The 26,912-nt window shown below is 68.5% G+C and carries 22 protein-coding genes; 4 read left to right on the top strand and 18 right to left on the bottom strand.

What is annotated here, in order from left to right:
- Window positions 1–6: 6 nt before the first annotated feature.
- The 5 genes from ACI3KT_RS10995 to ACI3KT_RS10975 are packed head-to-tail and all read right to left on the bottom strand — an operon-like array spanning window position 7 to window position 5,571.
- A complete protein-coding gene (locus ACI3KT_RS10995) occupies window positions 7–1,023 on the bottom strand; it encodes a sugar phosphate isomerase/epimerase family protein (protein WP_404904237.1) in 1,017 nt (338 codons plus the stop codon).
- A gap of 51 nt (window positions 1,024–1,074) precedes the next feature.
- The gene (locus tag ACI3KT_RS10990; RefSeq protein ID WP_404904236.1) at window positions 1,075–2,247 is read right to left on the bottom strand and encodes a Gfo/Idh/MocA family protein; all 1,173 of its coding nucleotides are present in this window, start codon (window positions 2,245–2,247) and stop codon (window positions 1,075–1,077) included.
- Window positions 2,244–3,806, bottom strand: a complete 1,563-nt coding sequence (locus ACI3KT_RS10985; RefSeq protein WP_404904234.1) for an alpha-N-arabinofuranosidase — start codon at window positions 3,804–3,806, stop codon at window positions 2,244–2,246. The genes ACI3KT_RS10990 and ACI3KT_RS10985 overlap by 4 nt, the downstream gene beginning before the upstream one ends.
- On the bottom strand, window positions 3,803–4,891 hold the full coding sequence (locus ACI3KT_RS10980; RefSeq protein ID WP_404904232.1) for a Gfo/Idh/MocA family protein: 1,089 nt from the start codon (window positions 4,889–4,891) through the stop codon (window positions 3,803–3,805). Before ACI3KT_RS10980 ends, ACI3KT_RS10985 begins: the two co-directional genes overlap by 4 nt.
- A complete protein-coding gene (locus ACI3KT_RS10975) occupies window positions 4,864–5,571 on the bottom strand; it encodes a ThuA domain-containing protein (protein ID WP_292906036.1) in 708 nt (235 codons plus the stop codon). The genes ACI3KT_RS10980 and ACI3KT_RS10975 overlap by 28 nt, the downstream gene beginning before the upstream one ends.
- Window positions 5,572–5,751: 180 nt before the next feature.
- Here ACI3KT_RS10975 and ACI3KT_RS10970 point away from each other — a divergent pair, with 180 nt between their 5' ends.
- Window positions 5,752–6,777: a LacI family DNA-binding transcriptional regulator gene (locus ACI3KT_RS10970; protein WP_404904230.1), complete on the top strand. Its 1,026-nt coding sequence runs from the start codon at window positions 5,752–5,754 to the stop codon at window positions 6,775–6,777.
- On the opposite strand, the gene ACI3KT_RS10965 is transcribed toward ACI3KT_RS10970, so the two are convergent.
- Window positions 6,767–8,599 carry a beta-L-arabinofuranosidase domain-containing protein gene (locus ACI3KT_RS10965; protein WP_404904229.1) on the bottom strand — a complete coding sequence of 611 codons (1,833 nt, stop codon included), beginning with the start codon at window positions 8,597–8,599 and terminating at the stop codon, window positions 6,767–6,769. The genes ACI3KT_RS10970 and ACI3KT_RS10965 overlap by 11 nt on opposite strands.
- A 70-nt stretch (window positions 8,600–8,669) precedes the next feature.
- Between ACI3KT_RS10965 and ACI3KT_RS10960 the strand changes: the two genes are divergently transcribed.
- Together ACI3KT_RS10960 and ACI3KT_RS10955 are read left to right on the top strand one after the other, a co-directional pair.
- Window positions 8,670–10,862 (top strand): alpha-galactosidase, encoded by a 2,193-nt coding sequence (locus ACI3KT_RS10960; RefSeq protein WP_404904227.1) that lies wholly within the window; start codon window positions 8,670–8,672, stop codon window positions 10,860–10,862.
- A complete protein-coding gene (locus ACI3KT_RS10955; RefSeq protein ID WP_404904225.1) occupies window positions 10,859–12,139 on the top strand; it encodes an alpha-galactosidase in 1,281 nt (426 codons plus the stop codon). Before ACI3KT_RS10960 ends, ACI3KT_RS10955 begins: the two co-directional genes overlap by 4 nt.
- Window positions 12,140–12,198: 59 nt before the next feature.
- Here ACI3KT_RS10955 and ACI3KT_RS10950 read toward each other — a convergent pair whose 3' ends face one another.
- The 6 genes from ACI3KT_RS10950 to ACI3KT_RS10925 all read right to left on the bottom strand — a co-directional run bounded on the left by ACI3KT_RS10950 (window position 12,199) and on the right by ACI3KT_RS10925 (window position 19,589).
- Window positions 12,199–13,290 (bottom strand): Gfo/Idh/MocA family protein, encoded by a 1,092-nt coding sequence (locus ACI3KT_RS10950; RefSeq protein ID WP_404904223.1) that lies wholly within the window; start codon window positions 13,288–13,290, stop codon window positions 12,199–12,201.
- Window positions 13,287–14,057: a ThuA domain-containing protein gene (locus ACI3KT_RS10945; protein ID WP_292906024.1), complete on the bottom strand. Its 771-nt coding sequence runs from the start codon at window positions 14,055–14,057 to the stop codon at window positions 13,287–13,289. Before ACI3KT_RS10945 ends, ACI3KT_RS10950 begins: the two co-directional genes overlap by 4 nt.
- Window positions 14,054–16,372, bottom strand: coding sequence for a beta-glucosidase (locus ACI3KT_RS10940; protein ID WP_404904221.1), 2,319 nt, complete (start codon window positions 16,370–16,372; stop codon window positions 14,054–14,056). Before ACI3KT_RS10940 ends, ACI3KT_RS10945 begins: the two co-directional genes overlap by 4 nt.
- On the bottom strand, window positions 16,369–17,274 hold the full coding sequence (locus ACI3KT_RS10935; protein WP_292906020.1) for a carbohydrate ABC transporter permease: 906 nt from the start codon (window positions 17,272–17,274) through the stop codon (window positions 16,369–16,371). Before ACI3KT_RS10935 ends, ACI3KT_RS10940 begins: the two co-directional genes overlap by 4 nt.
- Window positions 17,271–18,236 (bottom strand): carbohydrate ABC transporter permease, encoded by a 966-nt coding sequence (locus ACI3KT_RS10930; protein ID WP_292906018.1) that lies wholly within the window; start codon window positions 18,234–18,236, stop codon window positions 17,271–17,273. Before ACI3KT_RS10930 ends, ACI3KT_RS10935 begins: the two co-directional genes overlap by 4 nt.
- A gap of 69 nt (window positions 18,237–18,305) precedes the next feature.
- Window positions 18,306–19,589: an extracellular solute-binding protein gene (locus ACI3KT_RS10925; protein WP_292906016.1), complete on the bottom strand. Its 1,284-nt coding sequence runs from the start codon at window positions 19,587–19,589 to the stop codon at window positions 18,306–18,308.
- Window positions 19,590–19,846: 257 nt separating this feature from the next.
- Here ACI3KT_RS10925 and ACI3KT_RS10920 point away from each other — a divergent pair, with 257 nt between their 5' ends.
- Window positions 19,847–20,848 (top strand): LacI family DNA-binding transcriptional regulator, encoded by a 1,002-nt coding sequence (locus tag ACI3KT_RS10920; RefSeq protein WP_292906014.1) that lies wholly within the window; start codon window positions 19,847–19,849, stop codon window positions 20,846–20,848.
- 81 nt (window positions 20,849–20,929) lie between these two features.
- On the opposite strand, the gene ACI3KT_RS10915 is transcribed toward ACI3KT_RS10920, so the two are convergent.
- From ACI3KT_RS10915 to ACI3KT_RS10890, 6 genes are all read right to left on the bottom strand, one after another.
- The gene (locus tag ACI3KT_RS10915) at window positions 20,930–21,532 is read right to left on the bottom strand and encodes a TetR/AcrR family transcriptional regulator (RefSeq protein ID WP_404904219.1); all 603 of its coding nucleotides are present in this window, start codon (window positions 21,530–21,532) and stop codon (window positions 20,930–20,932) included.
- Between the two features lie 99 nt (window positions 21,533–21,631).
- Window positions 21,632–22,627, bottom strand: a complete 996-nt coding sequence (locus ACI3KT_RS10910; RefSeq protein ID WP_404904217.1) for an NADP-dependent oxidoreductase — start codon at window positions 22,625–22,627, stop codon at window positions 21,632–21,634.
- A gap of 45 nt (window positions 22,628–22,672) precedes the next feature.
- Window positions 22,673–23,476 (bottom strand): alpha/beta fold hydrolase, encoded by an 804-nt coding sequence (locus tag ACI3KT_RS10905; RefSeq protein ID WP_404904215.1) that lies wholly within the window; start codon window positions 23,474–23,476, stop codon window positions 22,673–22,675.
- 47 nt (window positions 23,477–23,523) lie between these two features.
- A complete protein-coding gene (locus tag ACI3KT_RS10900; RefSeq protein WP_404904213.1) occupies window positions 23,524–24,405 on the bottom strand; it encodes an alpha/beta fold hydrolase in 882 nt (293 codons plus the stop codon).
- A gap of 117 nt (window positions 24,406–24,522) precedes the next feature.
- Complete coding sequence (locus ACI3KT_RS10895) at window positions 24,523–25,314, bottom strand: alpha/beta hydrolase fold domain-containing protein (RefSeq protein WP_404904388.1); 792 nt, start codon at window positions 25,312–25,314, stop codon at window positions 24,523–24,525.
- A 124-nt stretch (window positions 25,315–25,438) separates the two neighbouring features.
- Window positions 25,439–26,854, bottom strand: coding sequence for an amidase (locus ACI3KT_RS10890; protein WP_292906004.1), 1,416 nt, complete (start codon window positions 26,852–26,854; stop codon window positions 25,439–25,441).
- Window positions 26,855–26,912: the final 58 nt, after the last annotated feature.

Below are 26,912 nucleotides of genomic sequence, written 5' to 3'. Positions count from 1 at the left end.
CGGCGCTCAGCGGACGTCCTCTGTCTTGGTCGAGAAAGCGGAGTCGAACGAGGCGTCCGGCGGAGTGATCGCCGCGAGCTTCCGCACGAACGCGAGAGCCTCGGGGGCGCCGTGCAGCCGGTCCATGCCGGCATCCTCCCACTCGACGCTCGTCGGGCCGGTGTAGCCGATCGCGTTCAGAGCCCGGAACAGCGGCTCCCACTTCACGGCGCCGTGCCCGGTCGAGACGAACGTCCACCCACGCCGCGGATTGGCCCACGGCAGGTGCGACCCGAGGACTCCGTTGCGGCCGTCGAGGTTCGTGATCGACTCCTTCACGTGCACATGGAAGATGTGATCGGCGAAGTCGAGCACGAACGCGACCGAATCCAGCTGCTGCCAGACGAAGTGCGAGGGGTCGAAGTTGAAGCCGAAGCTCTTGCGGCGCCCGATCGCGTCGAGCGTCGCCTTGGCCGTCCAGTAGTCGTACGCGATCTCGGACGGGTGCACTTCGAGCGCGAACCGCACCCCCACCTCCTCGAAGACGTCGAGGATCGGGTTCCACCGATCGGCGAAGTCCTGATACCCCGCCGCGATGAACTCATCCGACGCCGGCGGGAACATCGCGACGGCCTTCCAGATGCTCGACCCCGTGAAGCCGTTCACCGTCGTGACGCCGAGCTTCGCGGCGAAACGGGCCGTGTTCTTCAGGTCTTCCGCCGCCCGCAGCCTGACGCCCTCGGGTTCGCCATCGCCCCAGACCCGATCGGAGAGGATGTCCCGGTGGCGCGCGTCGAGCGGGTCGTCGCACACCGCCTGTCCGGTGAGATGGTTCGAGATCGCCCACACCTGAAGGCCGTTGCGCTCCAGGATGTCGCGGCGCGACTGCACATACGCCTCATCATCCCAGCGGGACACATCGATATGATCGCCCCAGCAGGCGATCTCCAGGCCGTCGTAGCCCCACTCCCCCGCAAGACGAGCGACCTCCTCGAACGGAAGATCGGCCCACTGACCGGTGAACAACGTGATCGGACGTGCCATGAACGACTCCTTCGTAGAAACGTGGCGGGTGTTGCGAATCAAGGGTGCGCGTCAGCGCACCCGGGTGTAGCGACCTTCGTCGCGGGCGCTCTCCTCGACTGCTGCGAGCACCCGCTGCACCTGGTACGCGTCGGCGAACGTCGGCGGTTCCGGCGTGCCGTCGATCGATCGCACGAAGTCGACGACCTGGTGAGTGAACGTGTGCTCGTAACCGAGCCCGTGCCCGGTGGGCCACCACGCCTCGGCGTACGGGTGCGCGGGATCGGTGGCCTGGATCGTGCGGAATCCGCGGCGATCGTCGGCGTCGTCCTCGCTGTAGTACTCGAGCTCGTTCATCCTCTCGAAGTCGAACGCGATGGAGCCACGGTCGCCGTTGATCTCGATGCGGTTGGCATTGCGATGCCCGAGCGCCATGCGCGTCGCCTCGAACACCCCGAGCGCACCGCCGCTGAACCCGGCGATGAACGCCGCCGCGTCGTCGACGTCGACCGGCAGCCGCTCGGCGTCGAGGTCGCCCGTGCCACCGAGACCCACCTCGGCGCTGCGTCGGGGGCGCGAAGTCACGAACGTGCGGAGGTGCGCGGACACTCCCTCGATCCGTTCGCCGGTCAGCCACTGCGCGGTGTCGATGCTGTGCGCACCGATGTCGCCGAGAGCACCGGAGCCTGCCGAGGCCCGGTCGAGACGCCAGGTGTGCGGGGCGTCCGCGTCGCTCAACCAGTCCTGCAGATACTGCGCCCGCACGTGCCGGATGGTGCCGAGGGCCCCCTCCGCGATGAGGCGGCGAGCCGAGGCGAGCGCGGGCGTGCGTCGATAGCTGTAGCCGCACATCGCGACGATGCCCTGCCGTGCGGCGGCATCCGCGGCGGCGACCATGTCGGCGGCATCGGCCGGGTCGTTCGCGAGCGGCTTCTCGCAGAGGACGTGCTTGCCGGCGCCGAGAGCCGCGATCGCGATCTCCGCGTGGGTGTCGCCTGGCGTGCAGATGTCGACGACATCGATGTCGTCACGTTCGATGACGGCCCGCCAGTCGTCCGACCAGCTGTCCCAGCCCCAGTCGTGCGCCGCCTTCTGCCCGCGCGCCTCTTCGCGCGACACCAGCACCGAGAGCCGCGGATCCCGCGGCAGGTCGAAGAAACGCGGTGCGGTGCGCCAGGCGTGCGAATGCGCCCGCGCCATGAAACCTGCACCGATCACTGCCACCCGCAGCGGACTCGTCGTCATGACGCCACTTCCTCTCGCTCGATCGCCGGGATTTCCGGCTCCAGTTCCAGTTCCACCGTCGCGAAGGAGTGCGGCGGCATGGTCACGGTCAGCATCCCGTCGCGCAGCACGGCGTCGAGCGCGCGCGGGGCCACCCGGTCGGGCGTCGCGGCGTCGTTGAAGGCCGAGGCGTCATCGCCGGTGAGCACCCGAGCGCGGGACACTGTCGCGCCCCGGCCGCGCAGGTCGATGCTCACCGTGCAGTCGGCGTCGACCGCGAGATGGCTGAGCGAGATGAGCGCGGTCTCTTCGCGAGTCGACGCCGACATCGAGATCAGGGGCAGATCCTCACCGCGCACCCTCGTCGTCGGCAGATCCCGCACATGAGCGGTCAGCTGCAGGGCATCCTGGTGCCCCTTGTTCATCTCGAACACGTGATAGGTCGGCGTCAGCACGAGTCGATCGCCGTCGGTCAGCACCATCGCCTGCAGAACGTTGACCGTCTGGGCGATGTTCGCCATCGACAGACGCCGCGCATAGCGATGGAAGACGTCGAAGTGGAGTCCTGCCACGAGGGCGTCGCGCACGGTGTTCTGCTGGAACAGGAAGCCGGGGTTCGTGCCCTCCTCGACGTTCCACCAGGTTCCCCATTCATCGCAGACCAGCGAGACGCGGTTGTCGGGGTCGTAGGAATCCATCACGGCCACGTGTCCGCGCACGACCCGCTCGACATCGGCGGCGTAGGCCATCGTCTCGTAGTACTTCTCGTCACTGAAGGGGGCGGCGTCCTCGGTGTTGATGCCCGATCCGGAGTGCGTGTAGTAGTGGAAGGAGATCGCCTGGTACGGGAGGTTGCCGTAGAGCGTGCAGCCGTGGCAGTCCATGAGCGTCTTCATCAGCACACGGGTCCAATCGAGGTCGTCCTCGTTGGCGCCGGCCGCGATCCGGGTGAGGCGATTCTCGCCATGGTTGTGGGTGAAGGTGGCGTATCGCCGTGCTTCCTCGGCGTAGTGCGCGGCGGACATGTTGCCGCCGCATCCCCACGCCTCGTTCCCGAGGCCCCAGAACGGCACCTTCCACGGCTCGTCCCGGCCATTCTCGCGCCGCAACCGGGCCATCGGGCTGTCGTCCCCGCGGGTGAGGTACTCGACCCACTCGGCCATCTCCTGCACGGTGCCGCTGCCGATGTTGCCGTTGACGTAGGCGTCGGCGCCGAGAAGGTCGCACAGGTCCATGAACTCGTGAGTGCCGAAGTGGTTGTTCTCCACCACGTCGCCCCAGTTGGTGTTCGCGATCCGCGGCCTCTGCTCGCGCGGACCGATGCCGTCGCGCCAGTGATACGTGTCGGCGAAGCATCCGCCGGGCCAGCGGAGGTTGGGGATGTCGAGGGCGCGCAGAGCCTCGACGATGTCGAGTCTGATACCGCGCACGTTCGGGATGGCCGAGTCCTCACCCACCCAGAAGCCGTCGTAGATGCAGCGCCCCAGATGCTCGGCGAAGTGCCCGTAGATGTGCCGGTTGATGCGATGACCTGTCACATCGAGGTCGATGATCGCGCGGGCGGTGGTGGTGGTGCTCAACGCTGCCTCCAGGCGTTCTCGGGAGTGAAGGGGATGAGCGCGGGACGCTCCGGCGCAGTGGTCAGATCGATGCGGCGCCCGCTGCGCGCGGACTCCGTCAAGGCCGTCATGATCTCCAGCACGTGCAGGGCGATGTCGCCGCGTGCGCTCCCGGCCCCGGTGGCGAGTCGGTCGAGCACGCCGATCCCGCGGCCGGCGTTCTCGTAGCCGGCGCGCTCCGTCACCGTGCTCCAGGCGCCCTCTCCCGGCCGACGCACCCGCACGACACCCTCGAAGAGGTTCGGGTCGGGCACCGACAGCGTGCCGGTCTCGCCGTGGATCTCGAGCGGGGCAGCATCCGTCGCCGCTCCGTCGAAACTGAAGGTGACGGTCGACACCGCTCCGCCGACATGCTCGAGGATGCCGGTCACGTGCGTGTCGATCTCGACCGGGATCTTCTCTCCCGCACGGGGACCCGAGCCGATCGTGCGCACGGCCTTGGGGCGGGAAGACGCCCCGGAGACGCGGGCGACGGGCCCCAGCAGGTGGAACAGCGTGGTGAGGTAGTACGGACCCATGTCGAACAGCGGCCCCCCGCCCTCGCGGTAGTAGAAGTCGGGGTGCGGATGCCACGCCTCGTGCCCCGCGGAGACCCACGTCGCCACCGCGGCGACCGGCCTGCCGATCCCGCCGGCATCGACGACGGCGCGCGCCGTCTGGATGCCGGTGCCGAGCACTGTGTCCGGAGCACAGCCCACCCAGGCGGAGCCGGCCGCGGCCATGACCCGCCGGGCATCCGGCAGCGTCGCCGCCAGCGGCTTCTCGCCGAAGACGTTCTTGCCGCCGGCGAGCGCGGCGAGCGCGACATCTGCGTGCGCGGCCGGGATCGTGAGGTTGATCACGGTGTCGACTGCCGCGTCGGCGACGAGTTCATCGACGCTGAGCGCACGGCATCCGGGATACCGCGCCGCGACCGACTCGGCCCTGGCAGCGTCGAGGTCGGCGGTGGCGGCGATGCGCACACCAGGGTGCGCGCCGAGCGTGTCGAGGTACTGCGCCGAGATGACGCCGAGACCGATTATTCCGATGCCGTGCGGCTGGCCCACAGCATCCCCCTTTCGATGATGGTTCGCACGCTCGTGTCCCGGAGGACGACGAGGCTGTGCCCTGGTGTGGCGACGAAGACGCGGCCCTTCCCCCACTGCCGCGTCCAGACGGCAGGCGAGGTGATCGGGCGGTGCCAAGGATGGAACGGCTGCACGGGATGAGTCGTCGTGGCGAGCACGTCGTTGAGGTCGTCGGTGAGCACCCAGTACTGCTCTGTGCGCAGGGTGAAGTCCTCGACACCGGTCATGATCTCGTGCTCGCGCCCGAGGTCGGTGAGGTCGACGGTGTAGCAGAGGAAGTTGTCTGCCTCTCCGCCCTCCCGTGCGTCAGGATGCTTGGCCGGGTGCGTCGCAAACTGCCCGCCGACCAGCTGCAGGTAGTCCGAGCTGTTGCGGTAGGAATCGGCGATGCCGCCGTGCCATCCGGCGAGACCCGTGCCGCGTTCGACCGCACCACGAAGACCGGTCAAGGCCTCGTTCGAGATCTCCGACATCGTGACGCTCTGCACGATGAGGTCCGTGCGGTCCATCTCCTCGCGATCGGCGTAGATCTCGTTGGAGTCCTCGACCCGCACCTCGAAGCCGTTGTCCGCGAGGAAGGGCAGGAACAGGTCTGTGGCCTCGACCGGGCGGTGTCCGTCCCACCCCCCGCGCACCACGAGGGCTCTCCGCGCGGTCACGACCGCGTCTCCTGCCGGGCCGCCGGGGTCTCCCGGCACACCTCGGCTCCGCGCGCGATCAGCGCTGTCGGCAGCGTCGTCTTCATCGACTCGTCCCTCCGCATCGACGGGCATGTGCAACGACCGACACGATGCCACCGCCGGGTGGCGAAGCGGATGCAATTTGCGCAAAATGGTCGGGTGCCCTCTCTTTCCCGCATCACGCTCACCGACGTCGCCGGCCGGGCGGGGGTGAGCGTGGCCACGGCATCGCGCGCCCTGCGAGCGCGCGGCGAGATGGCAGCAGATACCAGGTCCCGCGTGCTGCGGGCCGCGTCCGAGCTGGGCTACTCCACCACCGGACAGGTGCGGGGCCGCCCGCGACGCGGCACCTCGCTCATGTTCGACCTCGTGCTCGGGCACTTCCACGATCCGTACACCGAGGAGATCACCGCGGGCGCCCGCACGACGGCCTCCCGGCTCGGGTACGACCTCGTCCTCACCGCGGAGCGCGACGAACCGGCCGACGACTGGCCCGAACGGATCCGCTCGCGGGGCTCCGCCGGGGTGATCGTCGGCCTCATCGTGCCCACCAGCACCCAGATCGCCGCGATGCGCAGGGCAGGGATCCCGCTGGTGCTGATGGAACCGCCGTCCGAGGCGTCGAGCCCCCTGCCGAGCCTTCGGACGACGGACAGCGCGGGCGGCGCCGCCGCCGCCCGGCACCTGGACGAGCGCGGTGCCCGACGGTTCGTCGTGATCGGAGGAGCACCGTCGTACCGCTATGGACGTGCACGCGTGGACGGCTTCGTCCGCACCGTCGACGAGATCGCGCCAGGGGCGCCGTGCGTGCGCACCAGCGCCGACTGGAGCGCATGGGACGCCAGACGTGCATGCGCGCGAGCGCTGGCAGAGCTCCCGGGTGACGGTCCGATCGGTGTGTTCGCCTGCTCCGACGAGATGGCGGCCGGCGCATACCGGGCGATCGCGGACAGCGGCCGCGCCATCCCCCGCGACGTCCTCGTCGTGGGGTTCGACGATGTCAGAGGGGCACGCTGGCTGCATCCCTCTCTGACCACGATCCGTCAGCCGATCCGCGAGATGGCATCGGAGGCCGTCCGCATACTCGCGCACGCCGCAGCAGGCGGCGAGGTCTCGACGGAGGCCATCGTCATGCCCACTGAGCTCGTCGAGCGCGGCTCGACCCGGGCACTCGTCAGGGACTGACGGCCGCGCGCACCGGGAAGTACACCGAGTACCGCTCGTCGGTCACCTCGTTGAGCGGGATGAAGCGGATGCCGGCGTCGCGCCCGACCGTGCGATACCGCACCAGCCACTGGGCCCACTGACGCTCATCGTCGGCAGCGAGGAGCGTGGACGGATCGGAGGGGTCGCCCTGCAGGGAGACCTCGCGGTCGACGAGGCCGGCCAGCACGATCGGGCCTTCGACGAAAGCGACGGTGCCCGGCTCGTCGGGGATCGGCACCGTGCGCAGCTCGTGCGGGAACTCGAGATCGACGGTCGACTCCCCGCCACGGTGAGCGAGCTCGATGAACCGGCCGTCGCGCGTCCATGATGCGCTCGTGGTCACGACAGGCTCACCCGACGTCCATGCCGGGATCCGCAGCCGCACCCGCGTCGACGTGCCCTCGCCGGAAGTCACAGACACCTGCACCCGCAGCGCCCGCGGGCGGTGCATCTCGCCGCCAGGGCCGCCGTTCGCGTCGGGGCCGACGTAGCTCGCGTCGTCTCTCAGCCCGACGTCGATCGTCACCGGGCCGACCGCTGCGGTGACCTGGGCGCGCACCGGCACGTACTGCGCGACCGTGAGCGCCTCGTCGTCGGCATACACCGCGAGCGGCGCCACTCTCGTATGCGCCTGCACGAGCGTGCCGTGGCAGCACCAGAAGTCCTCAGTCGGTGTGCCCCACTGTTTGCGGGCACCGCCTTCCAGCGGCAGGAAGTACGCGACCATCCCCGTCTCCGGATGCTGCTGCGCGAGCAGTCCGTTGTGCAGGTTCGCCTCGATGTAGTCGAGGTGTTCCGGGTCGCCGTTCCACCGGTACAGGACGTCGGCGAGGCGGATCATGTTGTAGACCGTGCAGTGCTCCTGGGTCTTCGAGCCCCGACGCGCGGCGAAGGAGAACGGCGGCGTCCAGATCTCTCCCGACGTCTGGCCTCCGGTGCAGAAGGCGCCGCGGCGGGTGACCGCCCACTCCCAGTACTGCTCGACGACGAGCCGCCAGCGCTCGTCTCCCGTGACCTCATAGGCGCGGGCGGCGCCCAGCACCTCGGGGATCGTCGTGTTGGCGTGCATGTTGGTGAGCGCGTCCTCCCCCGCCAGCAGCGGATCGAACAGCGACGCATGCCAGTAGCGGTCGAGGAGATCGCGGTACAGATCGTCTCCGGTCGCATCGAGCAGATCCGCCCAGACCTCCAGCATCCCTCCGGTCTCCATATCGAGGATCTCCTGGAAGCGCTCCTGGTCGAAGTCGCGCGCCCAGGCGGCGATCGCTCCTGCCGCACGATGCGCGATCTGCAGAGCGCGCTCGTCGCCGAGGTCGCGGTGCACGTCGATGAGGCCCATGAAGGTCTTGTGGATCGCGTACTGCGGCGCCCAGACGTCACGGCCCTCCGCCAGCCGGCGCAGGAACGAGGGCGGTGTCGCGAAGACCCACTCGCCGCCGTTCTCCTCCTGGCATCGTGCGAGCAGATCGAGCACGCCGTCGAGCTTGGCGCGCAGCATCGCATCTCCGGTGGCAGCCGCCTCACGCGCAGCCGCCGACATCCAGTGCCCCAGGAAATGGCCGCGCAGCAGCGACCCCGGAGTCTCCCATCCCCAATGCCGGTCGAGGCCGCGATCCGCGGCGGACGCGCCCGACGGATGCAGGTGCCACGCCTGATCTCCGATGCCGGCCTCGATCAGGTGGTTCTGCACGAGATTTCGTTCGGAGAGCGAGAGGAGGTAGTCGCGGTTCCGACGCCGACGTCGGTCGAAAGTGCCCGCCGTCAGTCGGATGGCAGCGGGCGGGAGTGCGTGTGCGGACATGAATCCTCCTGAGAACGTGAGATCGATCTCTGACTGTACTGCAGCGCAGCGACCGTGCAGAATGGTCCCCATGCAATCCGTTCGCGTCATCCACCTCGCCGCCGACGACGTCTCCCTGGTGCTGGCGTGCTTCGCACACGAACTTCCGCTCGTCCTTCACTGGGGTGCGCGGATCACGGCGACCGACGACGATCTGCTCGCGTTCGCCCTCGCGGAGCAAAGGCCAGGTCTCGACGATGTTTCCGATCTCCCCTATCGACCTTCTGTGCTTCCAGAGCACAGCCGGGGGTGGTTCGGGCGCCCAGGGTTGAGCGCGCATCGAGCCGGTGCCGGCTGGGCGTCGTCCTTCCGTGTCGACACGGTCGTCGTCGATGGAACGTCCCTGTCGGAGGGCGTCATCCAGACCGGAGCCGCGTCGGTCACCGTAGAGGCTCAAGACGAGCAATCCGCGATCCAGCTTCGGACAGAGATCGATCTCACGGCGACTGGGTTGCTGCGCATCCGCGCCGGGGTGCGCAACGAGGCGCGCGAGGGATCGCCGCTCGAGGTCGAGGACCTCTCGGTCGCGTTGCCCGTGCCGACCCGCGCGACCGAGATCGTCGACTTCTCCGGACGGTGGGCCCATGAGCGCCAGCCGCAACGGCACCCCGTGGTTCGCGGCATGCACGCCCGCCCCTCGCGGCGGGGACGGACCGGACTGGACGCCACGACGGTCATGCTCGCCGGCACGCCGGGCTTCTCCTCCGATGCGGGCGAGGTGTGGATGTTCCATGTCGGATTCAGCGGGGACCACGAGCATGCCCTCGAACGCGGCGATGGGACCCTGGCTTTCCGCGGCGGCGAGCTGCTGCTGCCGGGCGAGATCCGTCTCGCGCCCGGCGAGGAGTACACGGGTCCGTGGGTGTACGGCAGCCATGGCGAGGGCTGGGACTCCGCGTCTGCCCGATTCCACGCTTTTCTGCGCGGGGTCTCGCGGTCAGCGAAACGGGATCGACCGGTCACTCTGAACGTCTGGGAGGCGGTCTACTTCGCGCAGGATTCAGCCACCCTCATCGATCTGGCCGAGCGGGGCGCCGCACTCGGCGTCGAGAGGTTCGTGCTCGACGACGGCTGGTTCCGCGGGCGCAGCGACGATCGCGCCGGGCTCGGCGACTGGTCGCCCGACCCGGTGGCATGGCCGGAAGGGCTGCGGCCGCTCGCCGACCGGGTCAGGGAGCTCGGCATGGAGTTCGGGTTGTGGGTCGAACCCGAGATGATCAACGAGGACTCCGACCTCGCACGCGCCCATCCCGACTGGATCCTGCGAGCGAGGGAGGAGCTTCCCGCCCGATACCGCTTCCAGCAGGTGCTGGATCTCACGCAGCCCGAGGCGTTCACGCACATCCTGGAGACGCTCGACGCGCTGATCCGCGACATCGGCGTGAGCTATCTGAAATGGGACCACAACCGCGACCTCGTCGCAGCGGGCAACCCGGCGACGGGCGCCCCCGCGGTGCACGCACAGACCCGCGCGCTCTATCGCCTGCTGGACGAGCTGCGCGCCCGCCACACCGACCTCGAGATCGAGAGCTGCGCCTCAGGGGGCGGACGCGTCGACCTCGGCATCCTCGAGCGCACCGATCGCATCCATCCCTCTGACAACCATGATCCGATCGACCGTTTCGAGATCCTGCGCAGCACCGGACTGCTCGTCCCGCCGGAGATGATGGGATCGCACGTCGCCTCGGCGGTGTCGAGCGTGACCGGACGCTCGTCTGATCTGCACTTCCGTTGCGCCGTGGCGTTTCTCGGCCACTTCGGAATCGAGTGGGACATCCGCGACCTCAGCGACGCCGAGCAGACCGAGCTCGCCGCATGGATCGCCCGCTTCCGTCGTCACCGCCGACTCATCCAGACCGGGCGAACGGTCGGCGGCGGGGAGAGCGATCCGTGGGCGCCGTCGATGCGCGGCGTCGTCGCGGAGGATCGCAGCGAGGCGCTGTACACGATCGTCACACCGCGCTCGACTCCCGACACTCTTGCACGCATCCGCTTCGGCGGGGTCGACCCGGGTCGCCGGTACCGGCTGTCCGCCAGCGTGCCGGACACGCTCGGACCGCCCTGGCAGATCCCGGACTGGCTGCGCGCGCCCGATCTCGACGGCGACGACGGTCGTGCTCCGGTGTTCCCCGGCGGCCTGCTGTCGACGGCCGGGTTGGAGTTCCCCACCTTCCACCCGGAGCGAGCCGTGGTCGTTCACCTCCGCGCGGTGGACGCGTCGTGAACGGTGCTGCCGCCCGCCGTGACGCGGCGCTCCTGCCGCCGATGGGCTGGAACAGCTGGGACTGCTTCGGTTCCTCGGTCACCGAAGAGGAGGTCGTGCGGAACGCCGAGTTCCTGGCCGCGCACCTCGCACCGTACGGCTGGGACACCGTCGTGGTCGACATCCAGTGGTACGAGTCCGACCCGGGCCACCACGACTACCGCGAGGTGTCGCAGCCCGAGCTCGACGAGTGGGGTCGCCCGCTGCCCGCGGTCAGCCGGTTCCCGTCGGCAGCGGGCGGTTCGTTCCGGCCGCTGGCCGACCGCGTCCACGCGCTCGGCCTGCGCTTCGGCGTGCACATGATGCGCGGTGTGCCGCGTGCGGCGGCCGAGCGGCAGCTTCCCGTGCTCGGCGCCCCTGGGGCCACCTGCGCGAGCATCGCGGATCGCGGGAACGTGTGCCCGTGGAACCCGGACAACTTCGGCGTGGACATGGATTCGGCAGGCGCTCAGGAGTACTACGACTCGCTCGCGGCGCAGTTCGCCCAGTGGGGCGTCGACTTCATCAAGCTCGACGACGTGCTGTATCCCCCGGTGCAGACGGCGGAGATCGCCGCGTTCTCGCGAGCGATCGATCGCAGCGGACGGCCGATGGTGCTGAGCCTCTCGCCGGGAAAGCAGTTGTCGACCGCGCACGCGGAGTCCCTGCGCAGTCACGCGCAGCTGTGGCGGATCTCGGACGATTTCTGGGACGAGTGGCCGCAGGTGCTCGAGCAGTTCCAGCGCGCCGCGCGGTGGGCGCCGTTCCAGCGGCCCGGGGCGTGGGCGGATGCCGACATGCTGCCGTTCGGGCGGATCGGCATCCGCGGGCATGTCGGGCGTGACCGCCTGAGCCGACTCACGCTGGAGGAGCAGCGCACGGTGATGACGCTGTGGTGTCTGCTGCGCTCACCGCTCATGTTCGGCGGTCATCTGCCGGACACCCCGGACGACACCCTGGCGCTGCTGAAGCGCCTCGACGTCCTGGCGCTGCGCGAGGGCCAGGACGCACGGGAGATCGTGCGCGACGGCGACTTAGTCATCTGGAGCGCGCACGCCCGCGGTCGGGAGTACCGCGCTTTGTTCTGGCTGGGGAGTGAGCCGCGGATGCTGCGCGCCCACGTGGATGACCTGGACGTGAGGGACCCGGCCGTGGCGGAGTGCGAAGACGCGTGGTCCGGTGAGGCGGTGCCGATCGACGGCGGCTGGGTCGAGGTCGACGTTCCCGCGCACGGGGTGCGGCTGCTCGTCTTCGGGTGAGTGACGATGGCGCGGCGGAAGTCCGCCACGCCATCGCACGAGAGTCGCCCCCGGATGAGTCAGCGCGGCGCACCACCCGCCCACTCCCGCAGCTGATCGATGATCGCAGTCTCCCCCGTCGCCTGAGCCTCGGCGAGCGCGGCAGCGCCCGCCCGCGCGAAGACCGCGTCGAGATCGACGCGGCTGCCGGTCGCCGCCGACTCTCCCGCCGCCTCGACCATGGCCAGGCTCCAGATGTTGCTCCTGATCTCTCCCGACGGGGCCTCGCCTCCGTCCAAGGCGGTCAAGAACTCCGTAAGCGCGGCGTCCAGCCCTTCGCTGCCTTCTCCCATCGGCACATCCCGTTCAGGACCATCTTGACCCTGCACGCGCACGGCGGTCTCACCATCCCACGTCGCTGAGCCATCAGGGGCGCTCGCCCGCCAGGATCCGTTCCACGACGTCGTCAGCCCGTCGGCGCACCAGCTCCCCGCGTAGCCGAAGCGGGAGCCGTCCGAGAACCGGAAGATCGCCTGCGCAGCCGCTGCCCCTCGGTACCAGCTCCACGAGGGCGAGAACTCTTCGCAGTAGACCGATACGGGTTCGCTGCCGAGCAGGAAGCGCGCCTGGTCGAACTGATGGATCGCCATGTCGACCAGCAACGGCGAGGGCATCTCGTCCCGGAACCCGCCGAACCGCGGATTCTGGAAGAACTGCGTCTCGAGCTGCCCTGCGCCGCCCAGATCGCGCACAGCATCACGGAATGCGCTGATTCCCGACGAATGCCGACGCGATTGGCTCGTCGCCAGCAGCACCCCGCGCGAGACGCTCAGTGCGCTGAGCCACATCGCATCGGCCACCGTGGGCGTGACGGGCTTCTCGCTGAGCACCGGCACTCCGGCGCGGAGCGCCGCGTCGCTCACCGCGCGGTGCGCCTCGGGCACCGTGACGTTCAGCAGCAGATCGGCGGGTGCTTCGCGCAGCGCGGCGGCGACGTCGGAGAACACCGGCACGTCCCAGCCGCGTTCGGTCGCGGCGCGACGAGCGGCGGACGCGTCGAGATCGACCACTGCAGAGGGGCGGACACCGTCCCGCGCCTGAACCACATCCATCCATGCCCGGCCCATGCCGCCGGCGCCGACGACCACGACGTCCCGCACAGCATCCGTCATCGCAGAGATCCGTCCCACTCGCGCGGCGTCTCGAACTCGCCGACGTGATGCATCGTGATCTGCGGCGCCTGCCGCGGCCGGTCCTGGAACGCCCAGCCGACGGCGTTGGCGAGCACGCGGCGGATCTCCGGCTGATGATAGACCGGATAGTCCTGGTCGCCGGGCGAGAAGTAGAAGATGCGCCCGTGGCCGCGCGAGAACGTCATGCCCGAGCGGAAGACCTCGCCGCCGGAGAAGCTCGAGACGAACACCAGCTCGTCTGGTGCCGGCACGTCGAAGAACTCCCCGTACATCTCCTGCGTCGGGATCACCAGCGGGTGCGGCACACCCTGAGCGATCGGATGGGTGGGGGCCACCGTCCATACGAGCTCGCGGTCGTCGCCCTGCCGCCAGCGCAGGCTGCACGTGGTGCCCATGAGACGGATGAACACCTTGGAGAAGTGGGCCGAATGGAGCGGTATGAAGCCCATGCCGCCGAGCACGTGTCGATGCACGCGTTCGACCACTTCATCGTCCACGGCGTCATGCCGCATGTGCCCCCACCACAGCAGCACGTCGGTGTCGGCCAGCCGTTCCTCACTGAGGCCGTGCTCGGGATCGTCGAGCGTGGCGGTCTCGACCACGGCTCCGTCTCCCAGGAGCTCCCTCAGGCCGGCCGCGATCGTGCCATGCATCGTGTCGGGATAGATCCGCTGCGGGATCTCATCGTGCTTCTCGTGGTGATTCTCGCCCCAGACGAGCACCCTCATCGGTCGTTGTGCAGTCATTCCTCGTCCTCTCCATGATCGATGTCCCATGCGGTCCTTCCGGCGCGGGCCAGAACCAGGTGCCGTGCACCCGTGATCCGCACAGCGGTGGCGCATGCGCGGTTCGCGACCGAGGGCCCGGCGGCGAGCATCACGGTACCCGGGTCCACGCTCAGCCGCCCGTCGATCCCCGTCGCGGCCAAGCGCGCCGCCTCGAGCGTGAAGCGCACCGTCTTTCGCGCCCCCGCGGGGACGCGGATGCGGGCGAACCCGATGAGCTGCGCCTCCGGACGGACGACAGAACCCGCGGGGAAGGAGGCGTACAACTGCACCACTTCGACCGCCGACGCCCCGCTGTTGCGAACGGTGACGGCGATCTCGGCAGCGCCGTCGGTGCGGAACTCGGCGGGCGCCTCGATCGTCTCGTACTCGATGCGGCCGCGGGTCAGACCATACCCGAACGGGTAGAGCGGCGTCGGGTCGGCCACGGTGATACCGGCGTTGTGCCGGCCGAGCGGCGGTTCGAGATAGGTCGTCGTCGCTGTGGCCGAACGCGGGATCTGCACAGGCAGCCGCCCGCTCGGCGCCACACGACCCGACAGGATGCCGGCGATCGCACGGGCGCCCTCGGCGCCGGGGAAGAAGGCCTGCACGATCGCGCGGGCCCCGCGGTACTCCCCCAGCGCATACGGGCGCCCCGAGACCACCACGAGCACGGTCGGCACTCCCGTCGCGAGCACCGCCAGGACGAGCTCATGCTGGCGTCCTGGCAGCCGCAGATCGGCGGCGTCGCATCCCTCGCCGGAGGTGCCCGCGCCGAACAGTCCGGCGACATCGCCCACGACGACGACCGCGACATCGCTCTCGCGCGCAGCCTGCACGGCCGTCGCGATGTCGTCGCTGTCGTCGCTGTCGTCGACGATCTCGCAGCCGCGGACGAACCGGATCTCTCCGATCCCCTGCTCGCTGCGCAGTGCCGCCTCGATCGTCGGAATGGAGATGCCCGGTTCGTGGCCCGGGTACTTCGTGAGCACGTGATTGGGGAACGCGTAGCATCCGAGCAGGCTCCGATACTCGGCGGCGGCCGGCCCGATCACCGCGACTCGGGAGTGCGCGGTGATCGGCAGGATGCCGTCGTCCTCGAGGAGAACGACCGACTCCTCGGCGATGCGGGCGGACAGCGCCCGGTTTCGGTCGCTGTCGAGCTCGACCTCCTCCGCGCCCTCCGGCACGACGGAGGCCTGATCGAGCAGACCCGCCTCGATCTTGTGCCTGAGGTGGCGCACGACCGCGCGATCGATGTCGCTCTCGTCGACGACGCCCTCACGGACCAGACGCGGAAGTGCGGCGTACGCGACGGTCGAAGGCAGCTCCACGTCGACGCCGGCACGCAGGGCGAGCGCCCCCGCCTCGGCGGCATCCACCGCCACCCGGTGCATCGACACGAGGAACGGGATCGCCCAGTAGTCTGCGACGACCGTGCCGTCGAAGCCCCACTCGGTGCGGAGAGTGCCGTCGAGCAGCGCACGATTCGCCGTGCTCGGGATGCCGTCGACATCCGTGTACGAGGTCATCACGCTGCGCGCGCCGCCCTGCCGCAGCGCGGTCTCGAACGGTGGCAGCACGGTGTCGGCGAACTCACGCGGCCCCATGCTGACCGGCCCGTGGTTGCGTGCGCCGCGAGAGCCCGCGTATCCGGCGAAGTGCTTCAGCGTGGCGATGATGCCGGCGCTCTCGAGCCCTGCCACGTACGCCGCGCCCAGCTGTCCCACGAGATAAGGGTCTTCGCCGAGGGTCTCCTCGACGCGCCCCCACCGGTAGTCCCGCACGACGTCGAGCACGGGCGCCAGCCCTTGATGCACGCCGATCGCACGCATGTCCTCCCCGATCGCGCGCGCCATCTCGCGGACGAGATCGTCGTCGAACGTCGACGCCCACGCCAGCGGGGCCGGGTACGCCGTCGCACCGAACGCGGCCAGCCCCGTCAGGCACTCCTCGTGCACGAGAGCGGGGATCCCCAGACGCTGGTTCTCGATCACGCGGCGCTGCAGGCGCCGCAGGGTCTCCACACCCTCCTGGAGAGTGATCGGCGCGGTTCCGTAGACCCGCGTGAGCTGGCCGAGTCCGTGCTCGAACGGATCGACGACAGCGTCGGCGGAGTCGTCCGACAGACGCGGCGCGAAATCGTCGGCGCTGTCGGTGAGCCACACGGAGCCGAGCTGGGCCACCTTCTCCTCGAGAGTCAGCTCATCGACCAGCGCCTGCGCCCGCTCGCGCGCGCTCAACGTGGGGTCGCGCCATCGATCCTGGTCGACGGCGCTCAGCTCGGCGGTCATCCCTTGAACGCCCCGTCCATGATTCCCGCGACCATGCGGCGTCCGACGAAGAAGAAGACGATCAGCAGCGGGAGGGTCGCCATGAACGATCCGCCCATGGTCAGTGCCAAGTCGATCGTCCGGTTCGCCTGCAGCTGCTTCAGCGCGATCTGCACCGTGAACAGCTCGGGAGACTTCAACACGATGAACGGCCACATGAAGTCGTTCCACACCCCCGTGAACGTGATCAGTCCCAGCACGAACGCAGCCGGCCGAACGACGGGGAATCCGATGCGCCAGAAGATCTGCCAGCTGTTGGCGCCGTCGATGCGCGCCGCGGCCATCAGCTCGTCGTTCAGCGTGGTCGAGAGGTGCTGACGCATCCAGAAGATGCCGAACGCGCTCGCGAGGCCCGGCAGGATGATCGCCTGAAGCGTGTCGACCCAGTCGAGCCACGAGATGATCAGGTATTGCGGGATCACGCTGAGCTGCGCCGGCACCGTCATCGTCAGCAGGACGATGAGGAAGAGCGCGTTGCGGCCCGGGAACTGCAGCTTCGCGAACGCGAACCCTGCGAGTGCGCACAGCAGCGACGTCACGACGGCGACCACCAGCGACACGATCACGCTGTTCAGCAGCGACTGCAGGAACGGCACGGTCTCGAAGACCTTCGCGGCGATGTCGAAGAAGTTGAGACCGGGGTACAGCCGCGGTGGGATCGATGTGACGGCCGATGCACCGACCGAGGCGATCACGAACATGTAGTACAGCGGGAAGACGCTGATCACGACGGCGATGATCAGGAGTGCGTACACGGGCCACGACACCTTGCCGACGCGGCGGGAACGGGCGCGTCGGCGACGAGTGGACGCTTCCGGCTTCACCGGCGACGCCGTGGTCGCCTCCTGGGTCACGTGGGTCATGCGCGTGCCTTCCTGGTGCGGGTGGTGAGATAGAAGTTGATCAAAGACACGACCACGACGATCACGAACAGCGCCACCCCGATCGCGGAGCCGTAGCCGAACTCGAACTGGCCGAAGCCCTGCTCGTAGAGGAAGAGGGCGAGAGTCTGACACTGTCGTCCACCGCCGCAGGTCAGCCCGGACTCCGGAGCGACCAGCAGCGGTTCGGTGAAGATCTGCAATCCGCCGATGGTCGACATGATCACGGTGAAGATGATGATCGGCCGCAGCGACGGGATCGTGAGGTGGATGAACTGCTGCCACCCCGATGCGCCGTCGACGGATGCCGCTTCGTACATCTCCCGCGGCAGGGCCTGCAGTCCTGCGAGGTAGAGCAGGGTGTTGTAGCCGAACCAGCGCCACATGACCATCGACGAGATCACGATCCAGGAGCCGAGCTGCGACGACAGGAAGTTCACCGCGGGCGCCCCGACGAGATCCAGGATCCAGTTGATGAGCCCGAAGTTCTTGTCGAAGATCTGGGAGAACACCAGCGCGGTCGCCGCGACCGAGGTGATGTACGGGACGAGCAGCGCCATGCGGAAGAAGTTCGCCATCTTCAGCGTGGCGTGATTCAGCAGATGCGCGAGCCCCAGGGCGAGCAGCAGCTGCGGGATCGTCGAGATCAGGAAGATCCCGAAGGTGTTCACGAAGGCGTTCCAGAACCGCGGGTCCTGGAAGAGCCGCTCGAAGTTCGCCAGCCCGACGAAGGTCTGCTCTCCGATCGGATTCCAGTCGAAAAGCGCCACGTAGAACGTGAACAGCAACGGGAACAGGCCGAAGACGGCGAAGATCACGAAGAACGGCGCGACGTAGAGGTACGGCGCGATGCGTTCGGCGAACGGCTGACGGATCTTCTGGGTCGGCGGCCGGTCGCGCCGGCGGATCTTCTGGACGGGGATTGCGGTCGCTGTCGCGGTCATGGTCCTACCTCGGTGAGGATGGTGGCCCGCCCCTCCCCGGCACGGGCCACCATCGATCGATACGGTGAGTCAGCCGCCGATCGCGGCTTTGGCGCTGTCCAGGCCGGTCTTCCACGCATCAGCCGGCTTGACGTTGCCGGCCTCCATGTCGACGAGGGCGTTCAGCAGCGCGGCACCGATCGCACTGGTGTCGGGGCCGTTGTAGAACGAGCTGAACTGCAGCACGGATTCGCTCATGGTCGCCCCCACGGGGGAATCGCCGAAGAAGGGGTCGGTGTAGCTGCGCACCTCGTCGCTCTCGAGCGCGTCCTTCGCGGCGGGGAAGGTGCCGGTCGTCGCGAAGTGCTCGGTCTGCCCCTCGGGCGAGAGCATCGTCTTGATGTACTGCCACGCCGCCTCGGGGTTGTCGGCGCGGGCGGGGATCGCGATGACGCTGCCGCCCCAGTTGCCGCCCACACCCGGGATCGACGCGATCCGCCACAGTCCTTCGGTGTCCGGTGCGTCGGTCTTGAATCCGGACAGCATCCACGAAGGAGCGGTCGTCACGGCGAAGGCGCCGTTCGCCTTGCCCGGCGCCCACCCGGACGACCACGCGGGGATGCTGGCGCTGATCCCGGCCTCGTAGGTGCGCACGGCGACGTCGAACGCCTCTTCGACCTCAGGGTTCTCGTCGTAGATCAGCTCGCCGTCCGGCGAGTAGTACTTCTCGCTGACCTGGTTGACGGTGGAGAAGAACACGCTCGTCTCGACGTTGTCGACGAAGGGCTCGCCGGTCGCCGCCGTGTACTTCTTGCCCATCTCGATGAACTTGTCCCACGTCGACCACATCTCAGCCACCTCGGCGGGGTCGGTGGGGAGACCAGCCGCCTCGAAGAGGTCGGCGCGGTACGCGAAAGTCAGTCCGCCCACGTCGGTGGGGATGCCGATGACCGAGCCGTTCTCGGCGGTCGCGCCGTCGATGGCCCAATCGAGGTAGTCGTCGCCGATGTCGTCACCGCCGAGCGTGCGCAGATCGACGAAGTTGCCGGGGTTCTCGACGAACTTCGGCAGATCGTCGTTCTGGATCATGACGAGGTCGGGAACCCGTCCGCCCGCGAGAGCGGCGGTGAGGGCGGTGGCCGTCTCGGTCGTGCTGCCGACCTCGCTCAGCTTCACCTTCGCGTCGGGGTTCTCCTCGAGGTAGCGAGCGACGGAGTCCTTCTGTCCGATGCCGGTGAACGACCAGAACTCGAACTCGGCATTCGGATCACCGGATCCGGATTCCGAACCTGAGCCGCCGGACGAGCATCCGGAGATCAGCAGCGCGAATGCGCCGACTGCGGCGATGGGCAGGGCCAGTTTGCGACGGTTCACAACAGCTCCTCTTCTTCGGGGACATGTGAGTGCTGACGACTCGATTGATTCGCTGAGAGATCGATCTCTCGTTCGGGTCACAGTAGCCAAGATCCCTGGAGAGGGCAACCCCTGCGAGGAGGTGGACGCGAGGCTTAGCCGATGCACGACCCCCAGAAGATTGCGACGAGCCTGCGCGAAAATGGGCAGAATCCGTGCAATGATCTCTTCATTGAGAGATCGATCTTCGACCTCCTACAAACTTCGCGGAGAGAGCCATGGTCAGACCCACCATCGTCGACGTCGCGCAGGCCGCGGGGGTCTCGCGGGCCACCGCGGCGCGTGTCCTGGCCGGTGCGACGAACGTCGACCCCGCGATGACCCTGTCCGTCGAGCGGGAAGCGCAGCGCCTCGGGTACGAGACGAACTTCGCCGCGCGCGTCCTCCGCGGCGGCCGCGCCGGCGCAGTCGGCCTCGTCATCGCCTTCGACGAGCTCGGCAGTCACAGCGGCACCTTCTTCACCGCGGTGCTCAAGGGCGCGGCGAAGGGCCTGTCGGCTGGCGCGGTGCAGCCCGTGCTGCTTCCCGCCGACGAGGAGGACCTCGACCGCATCCCGCGCTTCCTCCGATCAGGAGCCCTCGACGGCGCGATCGTGATCCTGCAGCACGAGATCACGCATCTCGTGGAGAGTCTGGCCGACTCCCCCGTTCCCATCGCGTGGGTGGGACGCCCGCACGCCGACATCGGCCCCGACCCGATCGTGATCGACTCGGACAACTACGGCGGCGGAGTGCTCGCTGCACGCGCGCTCGTGGAGGCCGGGCGCCGGTCGATCGGGATCATCACCGGCCCCCTCGACCTCGAACAGGCGAGGGATCGCACGCGCGGATGGACGGACGAACTCGCACGCCACGGCATCGCTCCCGGTCCGATCGTCCACGGAGACTTCACGCTCGACAGCGGAACCGCGGCGATGGCTCGTCTACTGCAGCGTGCCCCCGACCTCGACGGGATCTTCGCCTCCTCCGACCTGATGGCCGCGGGGGCGCTGCGCGTGCTCCAGGCCGCCGGGCGCCGGGTGCCGACCGACGTCTCGGTCGTCGGCTTCGATGACATCCTGATCGCCAGCACGTCCGACCCGCCGTTGACCACCGTGCGCCAGCCGCTGGAAGAGATGGGCAGAGCGGCCGCTGACACGCTCCTCGCCACCATCCGCGGACTCCCCGCCGAGAAGGTGCAGCTGCTGCCGACGTCCCTCATCCACCGCGAATCGCTCTGAGCCGCACCGACGTCGGCGCAGGCGCGTCGCCTATTGCGATTCCCAGCCCGCTGCGGCGATGACCACCGGCGGATCGGCGCCTCAGAGAGGAAGGATCGCCGTGAGCTGCTCGGTGATCTCGGCGACCAGCTGATCGATCGACTGCTGCGCGTTCACGCTGGCGGCCATCGTGAGGAACATGACGGCGGAGACGATCCGCGCGAGAGCGCGGGCCTGGTCGACCGAGACCCCCTCCAGCCGCGCGATCACCTCGGCGACGAGCTCTTCGGTCCTCACGGTGAGGTCGAGAGCGTCTCGGTGATGCGGTTCCCCCGGGTCGCCGAACACGATCTCGCGGAGATAGGTGCGGCCGTTGTCGATCTGCTTGCGGTTGCATTCGACGACGGGCCGGACGACAGCCAGCACGCCGTCGAGAACGCCGTCAGCGTCTTCGGCTGCTGCACGACCGCGGTCGAGAGCCTCCGCGTACATCGAGTTCTGCACGAGCAGAAGCAGCTCGCCCTTGGTCTTGGCGTACAGGAACAGGGTTCCCGTGCCGATATCGGCCTTGTCGGCGATCTCCTGAGTCGTGACGTCGTCGACGCCGCGCTCGGCGAACAGCTCGCCCGCCGCCGCGGTGATCCGCGCGAGCTTGTCGAGCTTGTTGCGTTCGCGCCGACCGATGGGGTGGGTGTCAGCAGTCATGGCATCCTCCGGAAACGAGCTCGATCGTGAGCGAAATCGCCAGCGCGGGCTCGGGAACATCTGGCCACATTCTCCCATGCGCCCGCGCGAGCACCCGCGTCACGGATTGCTGATGACGGCCTTCCCACGGATGCCGCCCTTCGCCAAGGATTCCATTCCGGCGACCGTCTCATCGAACGGGAAGACGCGTCCGACGATGGGACGGATGGCACCGGCATCGACCAGACCGGCGATGTTGCGGAGCTGATCGCCGCTGGCGCGCATGAAGAGGAACGTGTAGTCGACGCCGAGGCGCTTCGCCTGCGTGCGGATGCGGCGGCTCAGCCCCGCTGTGGCGAGCCTGAGGATCAGGCTGAGGCCGGCGGCGCGCGCGAACTCGGGGGTAGGCGGACCGGAGATGCCGATCGCCTTGCCCCCGGGGCGAAGGATGCGCAGCGACTTCTCGAGGTTCTCCCCTCCCAAGCTGTCCAGGACCACGTCGTATCCGCTGAGCACCTCCTCGAAGTCCTCGGTGCGGTAGTCGACGACTCGATCTGCGCCGAGCAACCGCACGAAGTCGGCGTTCGCGGCACTGGCGGTCGTGGCGACCTCCGCCCCGAGGTGCTTCGCGAGCTGGATCGCGATCGAGCCGACGCCGCCGGCTCCGGCATGGATGAGGACCTTCTGCCCCGGGCGGACGTCGGCGATCTCGACCAGGGCCTGCCACGCCGTCAAGGCGACGAGCGGAAGCGATCCGGCCTCGTCCATCGCGATCGAGCTCGGCTTGAGCGCGACGTCGCGCTCGTCGATCGCGATGCGCTCGGCGAAGGTGCCGATGCGGTGGTCGCGCGGACGTGCGTAGACCTCGTCGCCGGGTTTGAAGGCGCTCACGCGGGCCCCGACGCGGATGACGGTGCCGGCGACGTCGTGCCCGAGGATGACCGGCAGACGATACGGGAGGATCGCCTTGAACTCTCCGACACGGAGCTTCTCGTCGAGCTGGTTGAGGCCGGCGGCCTGGACGCGCACGAGGACATCGCGCTCGCCGACCACAGGCTCGGGCACGTCTGCCTCGTGCACGGCGGTCTTGTATTTCGAGAGGACGAATGCCTTCATGGTCTTGCTCCTTGGATCAGGTCGTGCGGGGCGATGTCGCGCGCGTCACCGGTGCAGGAACGCCCGCACGGCGACGACGACATCGAGATGGTTCTGGAAGACGACGCCGTGCCCGGCATCCGGGAAGACCGTCACCGTCGCAGTGGGGAACACGCGGGCGAGCGCGCTCGCATTGCCGACGGGGACCATGCGGTCGCTGTCGCCGTGCAGGATCAGCACCGGCCGGTCGAAGGACGAGGGGCCCGTGGGCGACTGCTCGCCCCAGCGATGGACGGCGGAGAGCTGCGCGCGCAGGACGCGGAGGGCGACGCGGCCGTCTCGATCGGCGCTGCGTTCGCGGAGTCGGCCGAGGTAGTCGCGACTGGCCGTCTTCCCCGCGGCGCTGCGGGTGAAGAAGAGCCGTGCCTTCGGATCGGCGAGTGCGAGCGATGCGCGCACCGCTCCCCCGACCATCACCCTGGTCATCTCGGTGAGAGCCGGGCCACCGGCCGGACCGCTGCTGATCAGGATCAGTCGGTCGACGAGCTCGGGGGCCCGCCGCACGACATCCTGCGCCACCATCCCGCCCATCGACAGGCCGAGAAGATCGACGCGAGGCAGATCGAGCACGCGCAGTGCGGCGATCACGTCATCCGCCATCTCCTCGATCGCGTCGCGCGCCCGTCCTCCGGATCTGCCGACGCCGCGATAGCCGAGCAGGATGAGCCGGCGGTCCAGCGCGAGCCCGTCGGCGAGACGGGGATCCCAGTCGTCGAGGTTGGCGCCGAGGTGGTTGAGAGCGACGAGGGGGATGCCGGTTGCCGGACCGAGCTCGCGATAGACCAGCTCGACCCCGTCGACGAGAAGCACGCGCGTCTCGGCGCTCCGAAACCGCCCGGGACGTGTCGCGGAAGCGGTCATGGCCGCGGCGCAGGCACGTCGGCGGTGAGGAATCTCACCGCGACAGGGGCGAACTTCTCCCAGTACTGGAAGATGCCGCCGTGTCCGGAGTCGGGGTAGATGGTCAGCTCGCTGCCCGGTATGCGCGCGTGCAGGTCGTGGGACAGGACGGAGGGGACCATGCGGTCGTTGTCGCCGTTGGCGATCAGCGTGGGTCCGGTGATGACGGAGAGGTCGGATGGCGCGGACCGGCCGAACCGTGCGATCGCCGTCAGCTGAGTCTGGAAAGCGGAGAGCCTGATGTCCTTGTCGCGATCGACGGAGCGCTCCTTGAGTCTGTTGATGAACGCCTTACCCGCCTTCTTCCCGGCGGCATCGCGGTTGAAGAACAGGAACTCCTTCGGGTCCGAGCGCGTGAGAGTCGCACGCAGCACGTCCCAGTAGGTGGTGCCGATGACCTTGTCCATGTCCTTCCCGCCGCGCGGACCGGTGCCCGTGAGCACGAGTTTGCGCACGAGATCCGGGTGCTTCACGATGAGGTCCTGAGCGATCATGCCGCCCATCGAGAACGAGAAGACGTCGATCTTCGAGTAGCCGAGGGCGGTGATGAACGCGTAGGCGTCGTCAGCCGCTTCTTCGAGCGTGCGCGGCACCGTGCCGGAGGACCCGCCCACGCCCTGCTGATCGAAGGCGATCACGCGCCGATGCTGGGCGATCGCATCCACGATCCGCGGGTCCCAGTTGTCGAGCGTGCCCGCGAGGTGCACGAAGAACACCACCGGGACCTCTTCTTCGGGACCGAGCGCGCGGTAGGCGAAGGTGATGCCGCCCGCAGTCAGGGCTTTGTTGGGAGCTTTCGCGTACGAGGTGTTGACGGGTGCGCTGCCGGTACCGCTCATGAGATCCTCCAGTGTTCGTCGTCGAAAAACGACTACACTTTATTATGAGCGTACTCAGTTTTATTGTCAAGCGATGCTGCCTCCGGGATCAGCGGGCCCACGACACGGGAAGTGGTCCTACATCACGCTTCTCACGATGCGTACGGACCCCGCACGCCCTTCTCTGGTCGGCGTGAGCGGATACACGTGCACCGCGCCTGGACATACCGTCAGTTCGAAGGGCACGTCTTCTGCGGCCGCCCGGTCGCGCAGCAGCAGGACGTCCGGGAGCAAGATGTCCCGAGTGCCGATGTAGACGTCGATCGGGGCGAGGCCGGCGAGGGGTCCACGGATCGGACTCAGCTGCGGGAGTTCGACGTCGTCTCCCTCTGCCCAGACCCGTCCGCATTCGCGCGCTCCCGGAACCGCGAGCCAAGGATCCTTTCGGGAGAGACTCGTGATGTCGGGGTTCCGGAGTGAGATGTCGACCCACGGGGAGATGAGCACGACGCGACCCGGTTGCGGGAGGTCGGCGCTGAGGAGCGTCTGGGCGAATCCGAGCGCGAGGCCCCCGCCCGCGGAGTCCCCTGCGAAGACGACGTCGGACGGGGCCGTCGACTCCAGAGTCTCGCGGTAGACGGCGATGAGCAGGCGGTAGGCCTCTTTGTAGCCGTGCTGCGGGGCGAGGCCGTACACGGGGACGATCACGCAAGCGCCCGCGTCGGCGATCTGCTCGATGAGTTTCCAGTGCTGCGGGGAGATCTCGTTGACGTAGGCGCCGCCGTGCAGGTAGATCACCGTCCGCCCACTCCGCGACTTCCGAGGCGTGACGGTCCAGCATCCGAACCCTTCTCGCACCCCGAAACTCACCGCATGTCGAGTCCGGAGCCTCTCCGGCGGTGTCCCTGCGGTCTTCTCCCGCGCCAGCATCCGGCGAGCGCCGTGAACGGTGGCGAAGTGCCGCTTGCTCCTCACCCGCAGATACAGGCTCACCAGCCGCATCGACAGGCTCACGAGCACCCCCGCGAAATCATCTGGCGAACCTCCGCGATGGTTACAGCTGCGGACGGTGTTCGGCGGTGTACGCCCAGGGGCGCAGGGTCTCGATGGCCCTTCCGAGACGGAACACCATGGCGTCGTCATAGGTGTGGCCGACGATCTGCACGCCAGTGGGCATCCCGTTCCCCGCGTGGCCGCTGGGCACGGCGAGGACGGGGCAGCGATTGCTGATGTTGAACGGGAGGGTGAGGGTGCCTTCGAGTCCCGAAACGGTGCGGCCGTCGATGTCAATCCCGCCGATCAGCGTGTCGGCCGCGGGGAGCCCGATGGCCGCCGTGGTCGGGCAGAGCAGGGCGTCGTATCCCGACATCACGCGCGCGAGCTCACGCTGGACCGCATACTCGGCTTTCGCCGCATCGAACATCGACGCCCCCGCACGGACGACGCGGGTCTGCTCGACGAAATCGCGCGCGTAGTCGCTGAGTTCCGCTGTCTTCCCACCGATCGCGTCGTTCACCATCGAACCCATCATGTGACCGAAATGCGGCATCGCCGCGGCGACGATCAGTTCACGCGTCCAGGCGAAATCGACTTCCACGACCTCCGCCCCGGCCTTGGCCAGTTCCTCCGCGACTCGGCGGGTGTTCTCTCGGATCTCCTCCGCGACGTGAAAGCCGCCGAGATCGAGACTGAGAGCGACCCGAAGGCCCTCTACCCCTGCGAGATCAGATGGGATGACGACTTTCGGCCGCAGTGCGACGTGGTCACGCGGGTCTGGCCCGCTGATCGTGTTGGTGAAGAGCAGGACGTCGTCGACGGTGCGTCCCATCGGTCCGTCACCGCGGTAGTAGTCCACGCTCATGGGGCCGACTCCCGGAATCCGTCCATACGGCGCCTTGTAACCGACCGTGCCGGTGAATGCCGCCGGCCCGCGAGTGGACCCGCCGATGTCGGATGCCGTGGCGAGAGTCGTCATTCCGGCCGCGAGGGCCGCCGCGGACCCTCCGGAAGACCCGCCCGGCGAGAATGCGGTGTTCCACGGATTGCGTGTGACTCCCCAGCGATCGGAATGGGTGAAGGCGGCGATGGAGAACTCGGGGGTCGCGGTTCGTGCATGGATGATGGCGCCCGCATCCAGAAGCCTGTCGATGATGGGCGCGTTCTCGAGTGCGGTGTATCCGTCCCAGGCATTCGAAGCCTCGACCACGTCCATACCCGCGATCTGGTGCTTCTCCTTCGCGGCGACGGTGACACCCTCGAGCGGTCGCGCCGTACCGTCGCGGTAGCGCCGCTCCGACTCCTGCGCGCGCTCTCGGGCCGCATCGACCATCGTCTCGGTGAAGGCGTTCAACGAGTCGTCGACGAGTGCCGCTCGGGCGAGCTGGGCGTCGAGGACGTCTACGGGTGAAAGTGAGCCAGTGCGGTACCGCTCGATGCATTCAGTGGCGGAAAGGTAGATGAGGTCGTTCATCGGTGTGTCCTTACGTGAGAAGTCAGGTTGTGCCGCGCATCAGTTGCCGGGAGCTCGA

It is taken from the genome of Microbacterium sp. ZW T6_19, assembly GCF_044987465.1.
GTDB lineage: Bacteria > Actinomycetota > Actinomycetes > Actinomycetales > Microbacteriaceae > Microbacterium > Microbacterium natoriense_A.
Note: the sequence above shows the minus strand (reverse complement) of the source record. Positions and strands in the feature narration are given on the sequence as shown.